Source organism: Endozoicomonas sp. 2B-B (genome assembly GCF_053470045.1).
This window is the reverse complement of the sequence record NZ_JBLZMU010000001.1, coordinates 4261212-4280236: the sequence shown is the minus strand read 5'-3', so window position 1 is coordinate 4280236 and position 19025 is coordinate 4261212. Positions and strand designations below refer to the sequence as shown.

The 19025-nt window shown below is 48.8% G+C and carries 19 protein-coding genes; 17 read left to right on the top strand and 2 right to left on the bottom strand.

Annotated elements, in window-relative coordinates; genetic code table 11:
- Nucleotides 1-50: 50 nt before the first annotated feature.
- From cysE to iscX, 9 genes are all read left to right on the top strand, one after another.
- Nucleotides 51-857 carry a serine O-acetyltransferase gene (cysE, locus tag ACOMHB_RS16545; RefSeq protein WP_422475667.1) on the top strand — a complete coding sequence of 269 codons (807 nt, stop codon included), beginning with the start codon at nucleotides 51-53 and terminating at the stop codon, nucleotides 855-857.
- Nucleotides 858-1259: 402 nt separating this feature from the next.
- Nucleotides 1260-1736: a Fe-S cluster assembly transcriptional regulator IscR gene (gene iscR / locus ACOMHB_RS16540; protein ID WP_422134239.1), complete on the top strand. Its 477-nt coding sequence runs from the start codon at nucleotides 1260-1262 to the stop codon at nucleotides 1734-1736.
- A gap of 84 nt (nucleotides 1737-1820) precedes the next feature.
- Entirely contained in the window at nucleotides 1821-3035 is a 1215-nt protein-coding gene (locus tag ACOMHB_RS16535; protein WP_422134238.1) for an IscS subfamily cysteine desulfurase, read from the top strand.
- Nucleotides 3036-3062: 27 nt separating this feature from the next.
- On the top strand, nucleotides 3063-3449 hold the full coding sequence (gene iscU / locus ACOMHB_RS16530; RefSeq protein ID WP_422134237.1) for a Fe-S cluster assembly scaffold IscU: 387 nt from the start codon (nucleotides 3063-3065) through the stop codon (nucleotides 3447-3449).
- 54 nt (nucleotides 3450-3503) lie between these two features.
- The gene (gene iscA, locus ACOMHB_RS16525; protein WP_317142071.1) at nucleotides 3504-3827 is read left to right on the top strand and encodes an iron-sulfur cluster assembly protein IscA; all 324 of its coding nucleotides are present in this window, start codon (nucleotides 3504-3506) and stop codon (nucleotides 3825-3827) included.
- A gap of 206 nt (nucleotides 3828-4033) precedes the next feature.
- Nucleotides 4034-4576, top strand: coding sequence for a Fe-S protein assembly co-chaperone HscB (gene hscB / locus ACOMHB_RS16520; RefSeq protein ID WP_422134236.1), 543 nt, complete (start codon nucleotides 4034-4036; stop codon nucleotides 4574-4576).
- 9 nt (nucleotides 4577-4585) lie between these two features.
- Complete coding sequence (gene hscA / locus ACOMHB_RS16515; protein WP_448217444.1) at nucleotides 4586-6451, top strand: Fe-S protein assembly chaperone HscA; 1866 nt, start codon at nucleotides 4586-4588, stop codon at nucleotides 6449-6451.
- Between the two features lie 3 nt (nucleotides 6452-6454).
- On the top strand, nucleotides 6455-6793 hold the full coding sequence (gene fdx, locus ACOMHB_RS16510; protein ID WP_422134234.1) for an ISC system 2Fe-2S type ferredoxin: 339 nt from the start codon (nucleotides 6455-6457) through the stop codon (nucleotides 6791-6793).
- Between the two features lie 83 nt (nucleotides 6794-6876).
- Nucleotides 6877-7071 (top strand): Fe-S cluster assembly protein IscX, encoded by a 195-nt coding sequence (gene iscX, locus ACOMHB_RS16505; protein ID WP_422413458.1) that lies wholly within the window; start codon nucleotides 6877-6879, stop codon nucleotides 7069-7071.
- Nucleotides 7072-7114: 43 nt separating this feature from the next.
- Here iscX and ACOMHB_RS16500 read toward each other — a convergent pair whose 3' ends face one another.
- Nucleotides 7115-8392: an IS4 family transposase gene (locus tag ACOMHB_RS16500; RefSeq protein WP_448218607.1), complete on the bottom strand. Its 1278-nt coding sequence runs from the start codon at nucleotides 8390-8392 to the stop codon at nucleotides 7115-7117.
- 166 nt (nucleotides 8393-8558) lie between these two features.
- On the bottom strand, nucleotides 8559-10136 hold the full coding sequence (locus ACOMHB_RS16495; RefSeq protein ID WP_448217443.1) for a serpin family protein: 1578 nt from the start codon (nucleotides 10134-10136) through the stop codon (nucleotides 8559-8561).
- Nucleotides 10137-10249: 113 nt separating this feature from the next.
- On the opposite strand from ACOMHB_RS16495, the gene ndk reads away from it, so the two are divergent.
- From ndk to der, 8 genes are all read left to right on the top strand, one after another.
- Nucleotides 10250-10681: a nucleoside-diphosphate kinase gene (gene ndk, locus ACOMHB_RS16490; protein WP_422134231.1), complete on the top strand. Its 432-nt coding sequence runs from the start codon at nucleotides 10250-10252 to the stop codon at nucleotides 10679-10681.
- Nucleotides 10682-10970: 289 nt separating this feature from the next.
- Nucleotides 10971-12119 (top strand): dual-specificity RNA methyltransferase RlmN, encoded by a 1149-nt coding sequence (rlmN, locus tag ACOMHB_RS16485; protein WP_448217442.1) that lies wholly within the window; start codon nucleotides 10971-10973, stop codon nucleotides 12117-12119.
- 143 nt (nucleotides 12120-12262) lie between these two features.
- Nucleotides 12263-13021, top strand: a complete 759-nt coding sequence (gene pilW, locus ACOMHB_RS16480) for a type IV pilus biogenesis/stability protein PilW (RefSeq protein ID WP_422134229.1) — start codon at nucleotides 12263-12265, stop codon at nucleotides 13019-13021.
- Complete coding sequence (locus ACOMHB_RS16475) at nucleotides 13011-13964, top strand: helix-turn-helix domain-containing protein (RefSeq protein WP_448217441.1); 954 nt, start codon at nucleotides 13011-13013, stop codon at nucleotides 13962-13964. Before pilW ends, ACOMHB_RS16475 begins: the two co-directional genes overlap by 11 nt.
- A 192-nt stretch (nucleotides 13965-14156) precedes the next feature.
- A complete protein-coding gene (gene hisS, locus ACOMHB_RS16470) occupies nucleotides 14157-15437 on the top strand; it encodes a histidine--tRNA ligase (protein WP_448217440.1) in 1281 nt (426 codons plus the stop codon).
- A gap of 3 nt (nucleotides 15438-15440) precedes the next feature.
- Nucleotides 15441-16106: a YfgM family protein gene (locus tag ACOMHB_RS16465; protein WP_448217439.1), complete on the top strand. Its 666-nt coding sequence runs from the start codon at nucleotides 15441-15443 to the stop codon at nucleotides 16104-16106.
- Nucleotides 16107-16109: 3 nt separating this feature from the next.
- Nucleotides 16110-17264, top strand: coding sequence for an outer membrane protein assembly factor BamB (gene bamB, locus ACOMHB_RS16460; RefSeq protein ID WP_448217438.1), 1155 nt, complete (start codon nucleotides 16110-16112; stop codon nucleotides 17262-17264).
- A gap of 224 nt (nucleotides 17265-17488) precedes the next feature.
- A complete protein-coding gene (gene der / locus ACOMHB_RS16455; RefSeq protein WP_448217437.1) occupies nucleotides 17489-18955 on the top strand; it encodes a ribosome biogenesis GTPase Der in 1467 nt (488 codons plus the stop codon).
- The last annotated feature ends 70 nt before the right edge of the window (nucleotides 18956-19025 follow it).

The following is a 19025-nucleotide window of genomic DNA, read 5'->3' as shown; positions in this document are numbered from 1 at the left end:
TACATTCAATAATAACAACAGCACCCAGAAAACAAGTGACGAATTGACCCATGTTTGAACGTTTAAAAGAAGACATAAGAACGGTCATGGTGCGTGATCCGGCTGCCCGGAGCACCTTTGAAGTTCTTACCAACTATCCGGGGCTTCATGCTTTGTTGTTGCATCGTGCAGCGCATAAAATCTGGAAGTCCGGTTTCTGCTGGTTGGGCCGATCGCTGTCTACATTCAGTCGCTGGTTAACTGGTATAGAAATACATCCTGGTGCCAGCATTGGTCGACGTTTTTTTATAGATCATGGAATGGGTGTGGTGATCGGTGAAACGGCCATCATTCATGACGATGTGACTCTCTATCACGGTGTGACGCTGGGAGGGACTTCGCCGAATAGAGGTAAAAATCACCCTTCGAATCAGGGTAAGCGTCATCCGACACTTATGGAGGGAGTTGTGGTTGGTGCAGGTGCCAAGGTGTTGGGTCCCTTTATTGTTGGCGCAAATGCCAAAATTGGTTCCAACTCGGTGGTGGTTCGTGAAGTGCCTGAAGGTGCTACGGTGGTTGGCATACCGGGGCGTATCGTCAAAAAGCGTGAAGAAGTGGATTCTCGGCGCCAGAAAATGGCGGAAAAGATAGGTTTTGATGCCTATGCAGTGACAGAAGATATGCCGGATCCTACCGCAAACGCTATATCTGCGATGCTGGATCATATGCAGGCAGTGGATAGTCGTATAGAAGAGCTCTGTATGACGCTCAGGGAGCGTGGGCTTGATTGTGGTGACAAGCAGCTGCCTGAATTAAGAAAAGAAGATTTTGCCAGCGTAAAATCAGGCACGGAGGGTGAAGTGCTTACGCATCCATAATTTGCTTGGATGCGGGGTGCTGCTTGTATACAATAGCGTCGGCCTGCAGGTCGCTGAGTTTTTTAATGGTGCTTTCGTTAGTAACGTTTCCAGATGGTTGAGCAACAGGTCCTTAATTCAGATGATCTTTTTCGGTTGGCTTGACCTCGACTTCGCCTGATCCCTCTCTGAATCCCTCTCCTCGCAATGGCTGGCTTAAGGTCAAAGCAGGGCTCTCGGACTATTATTTATAATACTTGACTAAATTACTAGGGTATTTCATAATTCGCACGAATACTGATCCTGTGATGGTTTTATTACGTATGCAGGATAGAGCTGCTGTCTGGACAAGCAGCAAAAACAGTAGATTGGATTCTTTTGATAACACCGGCTCTGGTCGGCTAGTTCGGAGATATTGCCAGCATGCGATTAACAACGAAAGGGCGTTATGCCGTGACCGCTATGTTGGATCTGGCTCTTCATGCTGGAGAAGGGCCTATAGCACTGGCTGATATTTCCGATCGTCAGGGTATCTCTCTATCCTACCTGGAGCAGCTGTTTTCTCGTCTCCGTAAGGGAGACCTGGTATTCAGTGTTCGGGGGCCCGGAGGTGGTTACCGCCTGAGTCGTGATATTGATGAAATCTATGTGGCAGAAGTGATTGATGCGGTTAATGAGTCGGTTGATGCCACACGATGTCATGGCAGTGGTTCCTGCCAGAAAGGGGCTAAATGCCTTACCCATGACCTCTGGCATGATCTTAGCCAGCAGATCCACGAATTCCTCAGTGGTATCAGTCTTGCTGAACTCGTAGCCAGACGTGAAGTTCAGAGTGTTGCGATCCGTCAGGATGAGCAGCAGGGACTGAAAAACAAGAGCGCGATCAATAGCCTTCTTTGATGAGGGAGGGCAGTTGATCGCAGGGACAAACAGCCTTGAGTGACTCGAACAACACCAATGTCCGAGCGCCTGGAGATGTACGGGATGAAACTACCTATATACCTGGATTATTCAGCAACAACACCCTGTGATCCGCGTGTTGCTGAGAAGATGAGTCAATGCCTGTTGTCTGAAGGCAATTTCGGTAATCCTGCATCCCGTTCACATGTATTTGGCTGGAAGGCAGAAGAAGCCGTTGAAAATGCTCGTAGACAGGTTGCGGATCTGTTGAATGCTGACCCCCGTGAAATTGTCTGGACTTCAGGTGCCACAGAGTCTGACAATCTCGCCATTAAAGGCGTAGCGCACTTTTACAGCAAGAAGGGTAAGCACGTCATTACTTCCAGGATTGAACACAAGGCGGTTCTGGATGCCTGTCGTCAGTTAGAGCGTGAAGGCTATGAGGTGACTTACCTCGAGCCAGATTCTCAGGGGATGATTACACCCGAGCAGGTAAGTAGTGCATTGCGTGAAGACACTGTTCTGGTCAGTCTCATGCACGTCAATAATGAAATTGGTGTGGTCACAGATATCGCAGCCATTGGCGAAATTACCCGAGCCAACAAGGTTTTGTTCCACGTTGATGCTTCGCAGAGTGCGGGTAAGCTGCCTATTGACCTGGCCAGTCTCAAAGTGGATCTGATGTCTTTATCGGCTCACAAGATGTATGGCCCTAAAGGTGTGGGCGTGCTGTACGTGCGTCGTAAGCCGCGCGTTCGTATCGAGGCTCAAATTCATGGTGGCGGTCATGAGCGTGGAATGCGTTCAGGTACTCTTGCTACACACCAGCTCGTCGGCATGGGTGAAGCTTGTCGTATCGCCAAAGAAGAGATGGCTGTTGATAACGAGCACAGCCTGAAGCTGCGTCAGCGCTTTATGAACAGTATTGCAGATATGGAAGAAGTCCATGTCAATGGCAGTCTTGAACACCGTGTTGCCGGTAATCTCAATATCAGCTTTGCCTTCGTAGAAGGTGAGTCCCTGATTATGTCTCTGAAAGATATTGCTGTCTCTTCCGGGTCGGCCTGTACTTCAGCCAGTCTGGAACCGTCTTATGTGCTGCGTGCGCTGGGCGTCAGCGATGAGCTGGCACACAGTTCCCTGCGTTTCAGCTTTGGCCGTTTCACAACCGCTGAAGAGGTAGATCATGCCGTTGCCCAGGTAAGAGAGGCCGTAGGAAAACTGCGTGAACTTTCACCTCTTTGGGATATGTACAAGGATGGCGTAGATCTGAGCACTGTTCAGTGGGTAGCACACTAATATTGAACCGGGTGGGAGGAAAATATCATGGCATACAGTGAAAAAGTAATCGATCACTACGAGAATCCCCGTAATGTCGGTAAACTAGACGACAAATCTGACAAGGTAGGTACGGGTATGGTCGGTGCGCCCGCCTGTGGTGATGTAATGCGTCTTCAGATTCAGGTTAGCGATGAGGGTGTGATTGAAGATGCTCGCTTCAAAACCTATGGATGTGGTTCTGCTATTGCCTCCAGCTCTCTGGCAACAGAGTGGATGAAAGGCAAGACGCTGGATCAGGCAGCAGAAATTAGAAACACAGATATTGCTGAAGAGTTGGCGCTTCCCCCTGTGAAGATCCACTGTTCAGTGTTGGCTGAAGATGCAATCAAGGCTGCAATCGACGATTATCGTACCAAACACGGCGGGTCATAAGGTTGGTGATATTCCATTGAGCTGCTGGATTTATGTATTGAGTTGGAGTATTTCATGGCGATCACCATGACGAAAGCCGCAGCCCGGCATGTAAGGGATCAGCTGAAGAAGCGCGGCAGGGGTCTCGGTATTCGTGTAGCGGTGCGAACTTCTGGCTGTTCGGGCATGGCTTATGTGCTGGAGTTCGTGGATGAAACTGCCAAAGACGAGCTGTCTTTTAAAAGTCAGGGTGTCTACATATACTCGGATCAGAAGAGTCTGGTCTACCTTGATGGCACTGAGCTTGATTTTGTCAGGGAAGGTTTGAACGAGGGTTTTCAATTCAACAACCCCAATGCAGCCAGCGAGTGTGGTTGTGGTGAGAGCTTTAACGTTTGAACTTTGACGTACAGTGATACCCATGCAGCCGACCCTCGTTCCTTTTACAATGCATTAAAAAGTCTTTTATCACGTGAGTGGTGAAAGACTTTTTGACATTGAGAGAGAGTTGTAATAAAGGCTGCGTAATGAATAAGTTTCGGGATTTCTGGTATTTTATTTGTTGATGGAATTCCGGCCTTCACCTATTTGGAATGTTCGGTATCGTGGTCGATTTAACCAAGAATTTTTTCGAGTTGTTTCAGTTGCCTGTCGAATTTCAGGTCGATCAGGCGTTGTTATCCGAGCGATATCGCGAATTGCAAAAGTCGGTTCATCCTGACCGGTTTGCCGGGGAAGATGAGCGTCAGCAAAGGTTGGCGGTTCAGTATGCGGCCTATGTTAATGAAGGGCTCGAAACACTGAAGTTGCCCCTCAATCGCTCACTTTACCTACTGGATCTGGCTGGCCATTCTGTTGATCTTGAAAATAATACGATTATGGACACGGCCTTCCTGATGGAGCAGATGGAGCTGAGAGAAGCTGTCAGCGAAATTCGTGAACATCAGGATCCTGAGTCTGAACTGGATCGGCTGATGGCTCAGGTGGACCAATCTGTAACGGATTATCAAAACGAATTTGCCTCTCTCTGGCAAAAGGGCGATGAGGCTTCTCTGGAGCAGGCTGCGGCTGTCGTTCAAAAAATGCAATTCATGGTTAAGCTGTCTATCGAACTGGAACAGCTGGAAGCCGAGCTCCTGGATGATTGAGAATCGAATATGGCACTTCTTCAGATATCTGAACCCGGGCAGGCTCCGGAACCTCATCAGCAAAAACGTGCAGTAGGCATCGATCTGGGAACGACCAACTCCCTGGTAGCGACCATTCGATCCGGCTCTGTGGAAACATTACCGGATCACGAAGGCCATCATATTCTGCCCTCAATAGTCCGATACGCAGACCAGGGTATCGAGGTGGGGCTGGCTGCGAAACCTTACGTCGTAGAGGATTCCCTGAATACCATTGTCTCAGTTAAGCGACTGATGGGGCGCGGTCTGGAAGATGTCAGCACACTGGGTGAGGTGATGCCTTATCACTTCACACAGTCAGAAAGCAGTATGCCTTTGATAGAAACCCGTCGGGGTGCTGTCAGTCCGGTTGAAGTGTCTGCTGAAATTCTTCGTTCATTATCAGAGCGTGCCAGGGAAAGCCTGGGTGGTGAGCTGGATGGTGCGGTCATTACCGTGCCTGCTTATTTTGATGATGCACAACGACAGGCAACTAAATATGCAGCCAGGCTGGCAGGTTTACATGTATACCGTCTTTTGAATGAGCCCACTGCAGCTGCTGTTGCCTACGGACTGGATGACGGGGCTGAAGGGGTTATTGCTGTCTTTGACCTGGGTGGTGGTACCTTCGATATTTCTGTGCTCAGGTTAAAGAAAGGCGTGTTTGAAGTCATGGCTACGGGTGGAGATACCGCCCTGGGTGGTGATGATTTTGACAAAGCCGTTGCCCATTGGATTCTGGAGTCTGCTTCTGTTTCTGAAGCGGAACTTGACAGCGGGCTTTTCAGGGCCGTAATGACAGAAGCCTGCAGGGCTAAAGAAGCCCTGACTGACCTGGATAGCGTCTCCGTCGCCTTTGCTGGCTGGCAGGGTGAGCTGAGCCGTGTTCAGTTTAATGGGCTGGTTAAGCCACTGGTTTCCAGAACCATCAGAGCATTCAAACGAACCCTGCGTGATGCAGGCGTTAAGGCGGCTGACATTCGTGAAGTGGTTATGGTGGGTGGTTCTACCCGTGTACCCTTTGTTCGAGAGTCTGTGGCTGAATTTGTCGGCAAGCAACCCCTGACGTCTATTGATCCGGATCGGGTTGTAGCAATGGGCGCTGCGCAACAGGCCAATGTTCTGGCAGGGAACAAGTCTGCTGAAGAAATGTTGCTGCTGGATGTTATTCCTCTTTCGCTCGGTTTGGAGACCATGGGCGGATTGATGGAAAAAGTCATTCACAGAAATACCACTATTCCGGTCAGTAGGGCCCAGGAGTTTACAACCTATAAAGAAGGCCAGACCGCAATGGCCATACAGGTTCTGCAAGGTGAGCGGGAACTGGTGAGTGACAACCGTTCGCTGGCTCGCTTTGAGTTGCGCGGTATTCCACCACTGCCTGCCGGTGCTGCCAAGATTCGTGTGACTTTCCAGGTTGACGCGGACGGCCTGCTGGATGTTTCAGCGGAAGAAATGGCTACGGGTATTAAAAGCAGTGTACAGGTCAAGCCCTCATTTGGTCTGACCGATGATGAAATCGCCCGTATGCTGAAAGAGTCCATGAGTAGTGCTGTTGAAGACAGGGATGCCAGAAAACTGAGGGAGCAGGAAGTAGAGGCTGATCGTTTGACAGAAGCTCTGACAACGGCGCTTAAAGCCGACGGGCGTGAACTGCTGAGTGAAGATGAATTTAACCGTTTGGTGGCTGATCTGGAACAACTCGGAACTGTAAGGCGTCTGGGGGATGCCGATGCCATCAAGCTTGAAATAGAACGTATCAGTAAGGCCACTGATGAGTTTGCTGCCCGTCGAATGAATTCGGGTATACGAAAAGCACTCTCGGGTCATAAGATTGACGAATTCAAGGAGTCCTGAACAATGCCGCAAATCGTATTTCTGCCCCATGATGAAATCTGTCCGGAAGGGGCTGTGATTGAAGCTGAGGCGGGGGTGACCGTATGTGATGCGGCTCTGGCTAATGGTATTGAGATTGAGCATGCCTGCGAAAAGTCCTGTGCCTGTACCACCTGTCATGTTGTTGTTCGTGAAGGTTTTGACAGTATGGAAGAAGCTGATGAGCTGGAAGAAGATCTGCTCGACAAGGCCTGGGGTCTGGAGCCTGAATCTCGTTTGAGCTGTCAGGCGGTGGTTGCTGAAGAGGATCTGGTGGTAGAAATACCCAGGTACACGCTCAACCAGGTGTCAGAGAAACACTGATCCTGATGTGTTTTCGCTACAGAGGCTCCAATGAGTCTCTTTCTTTCCATAGAGTGGATCATCGAATAGGAGGAAGAAAGGCAATGAGATGGACAGATGTTTTCGACATTGCTGCTGAGCTGGTCGATGCCCATCCGGATGTTGATCCAAAATTTGTCAATTTTGTTGATCTGAGAGGCTGGGTGATGGCTCTGGAAGATTTTGATGATGATCCAGAGCGTTGTGGGGAAAAGATTCTGGAAGCAATTCAGGCGGCCTGGATAGAAGAGCATGAGTGATCAGCCCGATGAGAGCTTTTAGCAATGATTCTTAAGGTAGACATTAAGCCCCACCCACAGCACAAAGACCTAATCTTGTACGCCCTGAACAACCATCTCGTGCAGGGTGTTCACGTTTCGCATTATCTGCCCAGAAGTTGAGCAGCTTCCTTGTATGTGAGAGCAGAGACTTTCCTGCATTCATAAGGGATAAAATGACATTACCAAACAGTCGGGTTCCACTTTTCATCGCCTTATGCGTCGAGATTTCTTCAATGGCTCCACTTTCATAGAGGTTCGCCTGTGCAGCATGGGCAAGATACCTTTTCAACGTCACAACCACGAAGGACATCAGAATCAGGCTAAACACCAGTGTCGCTGATTTAGTGTTAAAACGATGCCACCCTGAATAGGACTTGATCTCTTTGAAGATAAGCTCTATTTGCCATCGTAGACGATAGGCCTGAAGTACTTCATTCAGGGTGAACTCAACCCGGTTAAGGTTGCTTACAACGAATACCCATTTCAGTTTCCTGTCATTCCAGCGGACAACCAAACGATATGGCCAGGCTTTGAATCCTGGCCATTCTACATCCAGGTCGAGGCATTGATCTTTAGGGAAGCCAGACAACACTTCCTTAAGTTTTTTCCCTTTGTAGCGATTCAGATTTTTGCCATCCTCCCGTACTGCGCTGAGTATCGTCGGGTTGATACTCTGAGGTGCCTTGCAGATAAAAGAACCTTCCCGATCATCAATGGCAGCAAAGCGTTCCAACTCAAAATAACCGGCATCGATCAGCATCAGGATATTAGCCATGGAGGTTGGCAGTGGTGGCAGACAGTCTCTTTCTGAACGGGTATCTTCAGTGAGCTGCACGCGCACCAGATTGTTGGTAAGAAGATCCATTGTCGTATGAAGTTCTACAGCAGCAGGACTGACCGTTGAGAACCTGCCGGGAAATGTTTCCTTTAGGGCATTGTAGACAGCCTGCGATGAGCCGTCATGAATCAGAATGTGCTCGAACTCTGAAAATGGACTGTCCTCATCAAACGCCATGACTTTGCGGGTAAAGACTTCCAGACACTGCACCCATAGCCAGAGGACAAGAGCAGGCATCGCGTCTTTTTTAGCTTGATTTGCCCAGGAACGATAGGAGACATTCAGCCCCGTCAACTCATTAAATTTACGGTGGAGATCGGCTTGAGTATCGCAGTTTCCATCACCAGCAAGGGCATCAATCAGTGAAAGGATAAAGTCCAAGGGGCGGATATCTCGCTGTCGTATAGTAAAACCAAGCTGTTCCGCCATACTGAGAAGTTCAGACCGGTCGAAACACGTCAGCAGTTTTTTTGAACTAGTCTACTATTTGCGATACTCATCTTGTTCAGCCTTGATACTTTTCGCGAAGCTTTATTTTGGCTGTTCAAGGTGAGTTCTGCCGCTGGAAATGAAGCTTTTTTGAGCTTAATGTCTACCCTAAGAGCAATGATTGATTCTATTCTTCCAGTTAACGATAGTTAAGGTCTTCAGGGTGAAGTATCTGCCCGATAAAGAGTATTCTCTCTGTTTTCTTATGTCGTAATATATAAAGAAATGGCCTGTTAAAATTAATTTTGATATTTTTTCTGATACCATCGACAAACATAGTTTGAGTGACTGCTGAAGCTTCAGTCCCTAATTCGTTGACTTTTATGGCGCAATTTTGTTGAACACCGCTTAAAAAGATCTCTTTCGAAGAACCCACTAGCATGCCACCTAAATTGACTCTGCCTTGCTCAAACAAGCATCCCAGACCGGTGTTTTGTAAGGCGGAATCCAAGTCACTTTTGGAACGGGTCTCAAAAGCGGGTAAAGTAAGATCCACTTCTGGTACAGTTTGTATTGACGCAAGTAAATTGGCCATTAATCCAGTGGATATTCCTGAAACTGCTGTTCCTTCCGGGGGTAAAACCAGAACCATTTCATAGTTACCCCGGTAGGGAACCGTTACTGCTTGCCACTCATTGTGGGTAGCGTACCCTGTGTGTTGTATTTCCTGATGTAAAACTCTTCTGAGATGCACTCTTCCGTTTGCTAAAGTAAACATTCCTCCTTCCTGTTTACGATAAAAAGGTTGTTTCCACAGCCCTCTGAAGTAAACAGAATTGATGAGAATAAGTGCAGTCTCTGTGTTCCAATCATCAGCATTGCAAAAAGATCGAATCATGCCATGGGTTAAATAGCAGAACTCTTCGTTAAGATACCTTGCGAGTGCTTTCACGGATGGTCTGTTAGTAAAGTCTATATTCTCATGAACAATCGTATTCATCTTTTCAGCTTCCCTTCGATAGGAATCTTGAAGCTGATGTCGGGAGGCCAGTAATAAAGCGTTGCCCACAGAGTAGACCTCGCTTTGTCCTGAACCGGCACCTGGTTCTTCTGTTGTGGGGAAAGCACTGCTTTCCAGAAAATTTGCGAGCAACTCCCGGGTGGTGCCAGAGGCTCCCGCGAGTAGGGCCGACAGGGCGTGAAAAAGGCTGTCAGGGGAAAAAACAAAATTTGAATTTGAATGGGTCTGGGCTGCCAACATAAAAAGTCTCATCACCACATCCAGATGTTGGGAGTGTGGTGTTGCAGGTTGAGTTACTGGATTTTCAGGTGGCGTGCAGCTGGCGATAGGCTGATTGGCAGTTGGCAAGGACTGAGCTGGATCGTCAGGTGCCGGGTGGCAGACTGGGCAGACAAGAAAGACACCATCATTGAAAGCAGACATACACTCCTGGCATGTTTGGGGGGCAGCCCGAAGCGGAGGTGATGTTAACAGGAAACAGAATATCAATAGTGAAAGCTGCATTGAAGCGTATTGAGAGGAGCGGCTGCTCAACTTATTTTTTAAAGTCAATTTTATGCCTGCCTTAGTGAGTGAGTTATTAAGCTTGAATAAATAGAAATGTTCTGGCACTTGCGGGAGTGCGTAAGAATTGTAGACACACATTAGCTGCACTGCTGATCTCTCAAATGAGACAAGCGTGGTATTGGCGTTTTGAAATGCAATGATATGAGTTTGTTTTTTCTCTTGTATGATTTTTACGGATATGACTGACACAGGGATAGTGATCGTTTACAATGCCGACCAAGCTTCCCCAATGACTGGAGGTGGCGCATTGAATTATAAACTTGACCCTTAATGGGCCAATAAAAGAACATTTGGAGAGTGTAATGGCCGTAGAGCGCACTTTATCAATTATCAAGCCTGATGCCGTTGCTAAAAATGTCATCGGCGAGATATTTAGCCGCTTTGAAAAAGCCGGCCTGAAAGTTGTCGGAACCTGCATGGTTCACCTGAGCAAAGAGAAGGCAGAAGGTTTTTATGCAGAGCATAAAGAGCGTCCTTTCTTTAAGGATCTGGTCGCTTTCATGACGTCGGGTCCGGTCGTTGTGTCGGTTCTGGAAGGTGAGAATGCGGTCGCTCATCACCGTGAGCTGATGGGCGCTACCAACCCGGCCGAAGCCGCTGCGGGAACTATTCGTGCCGATTTTGCCCAGACTATTGATGAAAATGCAGTGCATGGTTCGGATTCTCCGGCTTCTGCTGCCAGAGAAGTGTCCTACTTCTTTGAAGATGCAGACGTTTGTCCTCGCACCCGATAATGACATAACGGGGCATTCTTTCTGCAACCTGAAATCAGGGGTAGGCGTATGCCCTGTATTTTTATCTATAAAAATGCCGTGGCTATTGTGGTTTAATAGCGCTCATGTTTTTATCGTGAATCATTTTTCATTGGCTCAGTGTCGACGACTTTTCTCTATAGTCAATCATGGCAGTTAGTGAGAATGCAGCCATTTCAGGTTTGCATTAAATTCCGGCGAGGGATAATGCGAGTCCACCCCATGGCTGTTGGGCGGCTTATAGCGCTCATGGCTTTTTGAGGTATTAAGAATGTCAGAATTAATCACCGTAAGCGCTGAGGCCGGTGAGGTTCAAAACACACCTGTTAACCTGTTGGATCTGTCCCGCAGCAAGATGGTGGATTTTTTTCTCAGCATAGGTGAAAAGAAGTTTCGTGCTGAGCAGATGCTCAAGTGGATTCACCACTTCGGCGTCGATAATTTTGATGAAATGACCAATATCAGCAAAACTCTCAGGCAAAAGCTGAAAGAGGTGGCTGAAATTCGTGGTCCCCAAGTCGTCAGTAGCCATTTTTCTGAAGATGGTACCTGCAAGTGGGTGGTCAGAGTCGCTTCGGGCAGTTGTGTCGAGACAGTCTATATACCGGAAGGAAAGCGCGGCACCCTCTGTGTATCCTCCCAGGCAGGGTGTTCACTGGACTGCAGTTTCTGCTCCACCGGTAAACAGGGTTTTAACTCCGATCTCACTGTGGCGGAAATTATCGGTCAGGTCTGGATTGCCGCGCGTCACTTTAATAATGTTCCCGCAAAGAAAGATCGTTCTATCACCAACGTCGTAATGATGGGGATGGGTGAGCCTCTGATGAACTTTGACAATGTCGTTGATGCCATGAACCTGATGATGGATGACCTGGGTTATGGCCTGTCCAAGCGCAGGGTAACACTGAGTACTTCGGGGGTTGTTCCCGCCCTGCGTAAACTGGGTGAGGTGACCGATGTGTCGCTGGCAGTGTCGCTTCATGCAGCTAACGATGAATTGAGAAATGTGCTGGTTCCGATTAACCGTAAGTATCCGTTGTCAGACTTGCTGGATGCGATCGAACAATATATGAGTGGGCTTCCAGACAAACGTGTCGTAACCATTGAATATACGCTGCTGGCGGGAGTGAATGATCAGCCTGAGCATTCCATTGAGCTGATTCAGTTGTTGAAGAATGTCCCCTGTAAAATCAACCTGATCCCCTTTAATCCGTTCCCGCATTCCGGTTATGAACGCCCCAGCAACAATGCTGTACGTCGCTTCCAGGAACAACTTCAGGAAGCCGGCTTTAATGTCACCGTGCGCAAGACTCGTGGTGACGATATTGATGCTGCCTGTGGCCAGCTGGTGGGGCAGGTTGCAGACAAAACACGAAGAAGTGAACGCTATATCGCTGCTCGTCAGGTAAATGTTGGCTGATCAGAGTATCCGGTTTCCAATTCATTGATTCTGGTAAAAGCCTGTTTGAGCTGAAAATTATGACCGCAGGGGCCAGATTTCTGTGGCCTCGACTATCCCGGTTCACTTACTATGTTCAAAATAATTAAAAAACGGGGAGAAGTATGATCGCAAAACTGGGAATCAGTGCAGTTTTGTTCAGTATCATCCTGAGTGGTTGTGTGACAACCGGCGGGCCTGAACCCGTCAATGAAGGTGAAGCTGTCCGTAGCTACCTTGAACTGGCCAGGGGGTATGTGCAACAGGGTCTAACCGAAAAGGCAGTCAAGCCGATTAATCGGGCGTTGGAGATCCAGCCCCGATCAGCCGATGCCTTCGGCATGCTTGGGTTGGTTTATCAGCTTCAGGGAGAAGCCAGCCTGGCAGAGACATCTTTCAGGAAAGCCCTGTCTTTTAATCCTGACTCTTCTGAAATCCACAATAACTTTGGTGTATTTCTCTTCAGTCAGAACCGCCTGAGTGAGGCTTACCGTGAATTTGAGCAAGCCGCCGGTGACGTTCGTTACAGTAGCCGCAGCCGAGCTTATGAAAACCTGGGGCTGGTGGCATTAAAACAAGGCCGACGATCTCTGGCTGCAGAGCATTTTGACAAAGCTCTGAAACTGAACAGTAATTTACCTCGTGCAAGTCTGGAATTAGCGGCGATACTTGAAGAGCAAGGCCAGTTTCGTGAAGCCTGGAAGTACTATCAGGTCTTTACCCGTCTTTCCCGTCAGAATGAGCGATCCCTGAGGCTGGGGGTTCGCTTGGCCAGAGTTAATGGCGATCAGGATGCTGCAGCCAGTTATTCTTTGCAATTAGGGCGTTTATTCCCTTCTTCTACTGGAGAGGGAGTGCGGAGTAGAAGCGGTTATGAGTACTGATGAGCAAAACAGCCAAGAAGACCAGGAGGAGGCTTCTGCTGTCGCTCCTGGTCAGTTACTGAGTGCTGGAAGGCAAAAAGCAGGTCTTTCAATAGGTGAGGCTGCAGACCTTTTGAAGTTGCCAGAGTCTTATATTCTGGCGTTGGAAAGTAATGAGTTTGAGACACTGCCAGGTCTGGTTTTTGCCCGGGGGTACGTCAGACGCTATGCCCGGGCTCTCGGATTGGATGGTGATGAACTGGTGGATCACTTTGATCGTTTCACCGGGCACAGTGGCGCCGAAACCTCTCATTTGAAAGCAGGTGCTCCATTGACAACCTGGCGTCCAATGTCTTCTTTTTTTGCCTGGGGAGCAAGCCTTCTCACGGTTATTCTGGTGGGGGCGGGCAGTTATTATGGATGGAATCTGGACAAACGTTCTGCTTCGCAATCGGAAGTGATTTTTCGGCAGCAGCCCTCCGTTGTTATCGAGTCGTCAGAAGATGTTTCTGAAGCAGAAAAAGTGATGCCCGTGCAGGTTGACTTTGATGATTCTGAAATGGAAGTGACAGAGCCTGAGAACGAATCAGAAAATGATGATATACCTGCGGTTGGTCAGGACAGTGAAGAACCTCTTGGTCAAACTGAACGGGTTCTTCCCGAAGTGGGCAGTTCTCTTTCCGATGTTGACGGCTCTCTCTCCGACAATGGCTCCCCTGTCAGGCTGGCTATTGACTTTGTTGAGGACTGCTGGATTGAAGTCAAGGATATGAGTGGTCGTGCTCTCTATACCGATGTTCAGAGGGCAGGCTCAAACCTGCAGCTTGAAGTACCCTCATCCGTTCAGGTCCGCTTTGGGAATGTGAAAGGTGTGGCGGATCTAAAATTTGATGGCAAAAAAGTCGCGGTCAAGACGTCTGGCTCGGGTCGCAGGGTAGCAAGCCTGTTACTGAAAGCTGGCTGATTGAGAATCCGGTTCTGCGACAAGCCAGTCTGCCTATACTCAGGGCCCCGGAAAAGTTATAGTTGGCGCTTTTGTCGTTGGAATAAGCCTTTTTGAGCAATTTTTGCCGGTTGATAGTAATGCTTCAGGCATTATCTGCCATTATTACCTGCTCACCAACGTTCATTTAGAGGATTGAGAGGGCGTCAGAACTTGGCAAAGCAACTTCAAGCCATTCGCGGGATGAATGACATCCTGCCAGATCAGAGTCCTGCCTGGCAGTACCTGGAGTCCAGACTCCGTAACCTGATGGCGACTTACAGTTATCGCGAAATCAGGATGCCTGTGGTTGAGCCCGGTCCACTATTTAGCCGGGGCATCGGTGCAGGTACAGATATTGTAGAAAAGGAAATGTACACCTTCGAGGACCGCAACGGCGAGAGTCTCTCTCTGCGTCCCGAAGGGACAGCCGGTTGTGTTCGAGCCGGTATCCAGCACGGTTTGCTCTATAACCAGACACAAAGACTCTGGACTATGGGGCCTATGTTCCGTTATGAGCGTCCACAGAAAGGCCGTTATCGTCAGTTTCATCAGTTTAGTGTTGAAACCTTCGGCATGGCTGGCCCCGACATTGACTCGGAACTTATATTGTTGACTGCCAGACTCTGGAAAGAGTTGGGTATTGATCAGCATGTGCGTCTGGAACTCAATACTCTGGGTACGTTGGAAGCTCGGCAGAATTATCGTGAGGCTCTGGTCGAGTATTTATCCCGCTTCGAACAGGAATTGGATGAAGACAGTCGGAATCGTCTGGGTATCAATCCTCTGAGAATTCTTGACAGTAAAGATAAAAGCACCCGGGAAATTGTTGCGGATGCACCAGTATTGCACGATTATCTGGACGCTGAATCGGCCGAACATTTTGAAACCCTGAAAAGTATTCTTGATGCGGCAGGGATTTCTTATGTCGTTAATCCACGTCTGGTGCGCGGGCTGGATTACTATAGCCGGACCGTGTTTGAATGGATAACAGACAGTCTTGGCGCACAGGGAACCGTTTGCGGTGGTGGCCGTTACGATGCTCTGGTTGAACTGCTGGGTGGCAAGCCAACCCCGGCAGTAGGATTTGCCATGGGGCTGGAACGCCTGGTACTGATGCTGGAAACGTTGAATCTTATTCCCGAGTCGGTTCAAAAGACAGTTGATGTCGCTGTGGTCACCCGTGGAGAGGGTGTCAGTGCTAAAGCTCTGCCCCTGATTGAGCAAATAAGAACAGCGGTTCCGGATGTGCGCATTCTGGTCAATTGCGGTGGAGGCTTTAAAGGACAGATGAAAAGGGCCTTTAACAGCGGAGCTGACTTCGCCTTCATCATTGGAGAAGATGAGTTGGCCAGTCAGTCGGTAACCGTTAAGTCTCTGTCAATAGATGGTGAGCAGGAAAGCATGGATATTCCTGCTGTGGTTGAATTTTTGAAAAAGCGAATTCAGGAGTAAAGAGTGAGCCGTACAGATGAAGAAGAAGTAGAACTGCTTAAGAACCTCTGGCAGGAATACGGCAAGCCGGTTGTTGTTGGCGTTGCTATCACTGTCGTAGCTATTTTCGGCTACAAGGCTTACCAGAAGAATCAGCTGGAAACGGCAGCTGCTTCATCACAGCTTTATCAGAGCCTTCTGGAAGTCACAACTCAGGGGCAGTCGCTGTCAGAGCAACAGAAATCCACCGTTAAACACGTGGTGGAAACTCTGCAGTCTGATTACGAGAGCTCTGATTATGCGGCTTTTGCAACACTGATTCAGGCCCGTGAACAGGTTCTGGATAATGATCTTGATGGTGCCCGTTCTTCCCTTGAATGGGTGCTGGCTCAAAAGCCCGATCTGGAAATTGAGCTGGTGACTCGTGCCCGACTGGCGCGAGTGATGCTGAGCCAGTCTGATGATAACGCACAAGCGGCGCTGGATGTTTTGGCCAAAGCCGATTCGGAAGCCGGTTTTGTCACGACTATCGAGTCCGTTCGAGGCGATGCACATCTGGCAATGGGTCAGAGAGACAAAGCACGAGAATCCTATGAAAAGGCACTGGAAGCTGCCCGTACTAACGGAGAGTCCCGGCCTCTGCTGCAGTTCAAACTGGATGATCTGGCAGCTAACGTAAAAGAGGGCTAATGGATGGAGAGGATAATCAGATCACTGCTGATCGTTTCCCTGACGCTGGGGCTGGCTTCCTGTAGCCTGTTTTCCGATGACGAGGACATAGTCCGCAAACCAAAGACCCTCACCGGGTTTGAGCCGGATATTGAATTACAAGAGGTCTGGTCCAGAAGTATCGGTAAAGGTGTCGAAGACAGCTATGAGCGACTGGTGCCTTCTGTTTCAGGCGATGTGATTTATGCTGCAGGCGCTCAGGGGGATGTCATTGCCCTGAACCTTGAGACTGGTAAGGAGATTTGGAAGAAAAGTCTGGAATTAGCTGTCGGTGGTGGCATTACTGCTGACTTCGGGATGCTGCTTCTGGGAACCCTGGATGGGCATGTTATTGCTCTGAAAGAGGAAGATGGCAGTGAGCTCTGGAAAGCCAGAGTAAGCAGTGAAGTGATTTCTTCTCCCCAAACCAACGGCCGTGTCGTAATGGTTCAGAGTATTGACGATACGATTACGGCTCTCGATGCTGAAACCGGCAAGGAGCTTTGGCATCAGGAAAACCTGCAACCTGCACTGACTTTGAGAGGCTCCAGTACGCCGCTTATTGAAGGTGAAGCGGTGTTTGTTGGGCTCTCCAATGGTGAGGCGAAGGCATTCAGGGTGAATGATGGTGGTCCTCTCTGGAACAGTCGGGTTTCTATTCCGAAAGGCTCTTCCGAGCTGGAAAGAATGGTCGACATTAATGCGGAGCCACTGATCGTAGGTGACAACCTGTTTATGGTCAGCTTTCAGGGTAATGTAGCTGCTATGGATATGTACAGTGGACGTGTACGCTGGAGTCGGGAATTATCCAGCTACAAGTCGATTGCAGAAGGTTTCGGCTCTCTGTATCTGACGGATGACAGCAGTTATGTCAGTTCTCTGGATCAGCGCAGTGGTGCGGTCAGCTGGAGGCAGGATAAGCTGGAATATCGTTTGCTGACAGCGCCAACGACATACAGCAGCTATGTAGCTGTGGCTGATCTGGAAGGCTATGTTCATCTATTATCTCAGGTTGATGGTGTTATGGCAGGTCGGTTCAAGGCCAGTTCATCAGCGATCAAAGCCCCTCCTGTGGTATCGGGTGATTTCCTCTTTGTGCTCAGTGCCGAAGGTACTTTGACTGCGCTCAACCAAAAATAATTTGCTGAATCAAACAGTGACTTTGGCAAAGGATTAAAGCCGGGCTGAATCTTGGAAGGTTCAGCCCTTTTTCTGTTATTTGAATGCTGGGAATCTGTTGCAATTGGCCCGTCAAGGTCTGTCAGGACAGATTTCATGACAGACTGCTCCCACTTAAACGGCAGTTTGTCTGTAACTGGTTTAAAGCTTTGGGGGTGTTCAATAGCCCCAGTGGAATGAAGTGTATGGTTCCTGTAATTGCCCTGGTGGGGCGTCCCAATGTTGGCAAGTCTACGCTGTTTAACCGTCTGACTCGCTCTCGTGATGCTCTGGTTGCCAATGTAGCCGGTCTTACCCGTGATCGTAAGTACGGGGAAGGCAGAATGGGCTCCAGACCTTATATTGTTGTTGATACCGGTGGAATCAGCGGTGATGAGGAAGGCATTGATTCAGCTATGGCTGAACAGTCCCTGGCGGCCATCCGGGAAGCTGATATTGTTCTGTTCCTGGTCGATGCCAGGGCCGGATTGACTGCCGCTGATGAAATGATTGCTGGTCATCTGCGTAAGCAGAACAAGCAGTACCATCTGGTGCTTAACAAGACGGATACCGTTGATGCTGATCAGGCAGAAGCCGACTTTGCCATTCTTGGCTTTGGTGAAGCCTTCCATATTGCTGCTGTTCATGGCCGTGGTGTCAAAGGCATGATTGAAGGCGTGCTCGAAGAAGTGATGGGGCCAGAGTCCGGTGAGTTTGAAGAAGATGAAGACGACCCGGAAACGGTCAAGGCCAGAGGTATCAGGATTGGCATTGTAGGACGACCCAATGTGGGTAAGTCGACACTGGTCAATCGTTTGCTGGGGGAAGAACGTGTTGTCGTTTATGATCAGGCTGGAACTACCCGCGACAGTGTTTACATACCTTATGAACGCTGGGGTCAGGATTACACTTTGATCGATACGGCAGGTGTTCGCCGCCGTGGTAAAGTCCATGAAGTGGCTGAAAAGTTCTCAGTAATTAAAACCCTTCAGGCTATTGAAGATGCCAATGTCGTGGTACTGGTTGTGGATGCCAGAGAAGGGATTGTGGAACAGGATCTGCATCTGCTGGGCTTTGTGCTGGAAGCTGGTCGTGCCGTTGTGATTGCCGTAAACAAGTGGGACGGCATGAAAGAAGAAGAGCGAAAAAAGGTGAAAGAAGAACTGTCCAGAAGGCTGGAGTTTATCAATTTTGCCCGTATTCACATGATCTCTGCCAAGCACGGAACTAATGTCGGTCATCTCTATGACTCTATCGACGAAGCCTATGAGTGTGCGACTCGCAAACTGTCTACCAACCAGCTGACTCGAATTTTGGAAGATGCTACCAAGATTCATCAGCCACCTATGGTTCGAAATCGTCGTATCAAATTAAGGTACTGTCATGCGGGTGCCATGAATCCACCGACTATCATTATTCATGGTAATCAGACGGAAGAAGTTCCTGCTTCCTATAAGCGCTATCTGGAAAATACCTTCAGAAAGGTGCTAAAGATCATGGGAACACCCATTCGGATTGAATTCCGTTCCTCAGAAAACCCTTATGCAGAACGCAAAGCGGTTCACAAGAAGAGCTCTGGGGGTGAACGGAAGGTAACTCACAAGCGTCGTGTTATTGAACTGAAAGGCAAGAGGAAGGATGATAAAAAGAAAAAACAAAAATCTCGCCGCTAGATAGACTACGTGGGCTGATAAAAAACTGGGTGCAAGCGTTGCACTCAGGCCCATTCTCTTCAGTATTAAA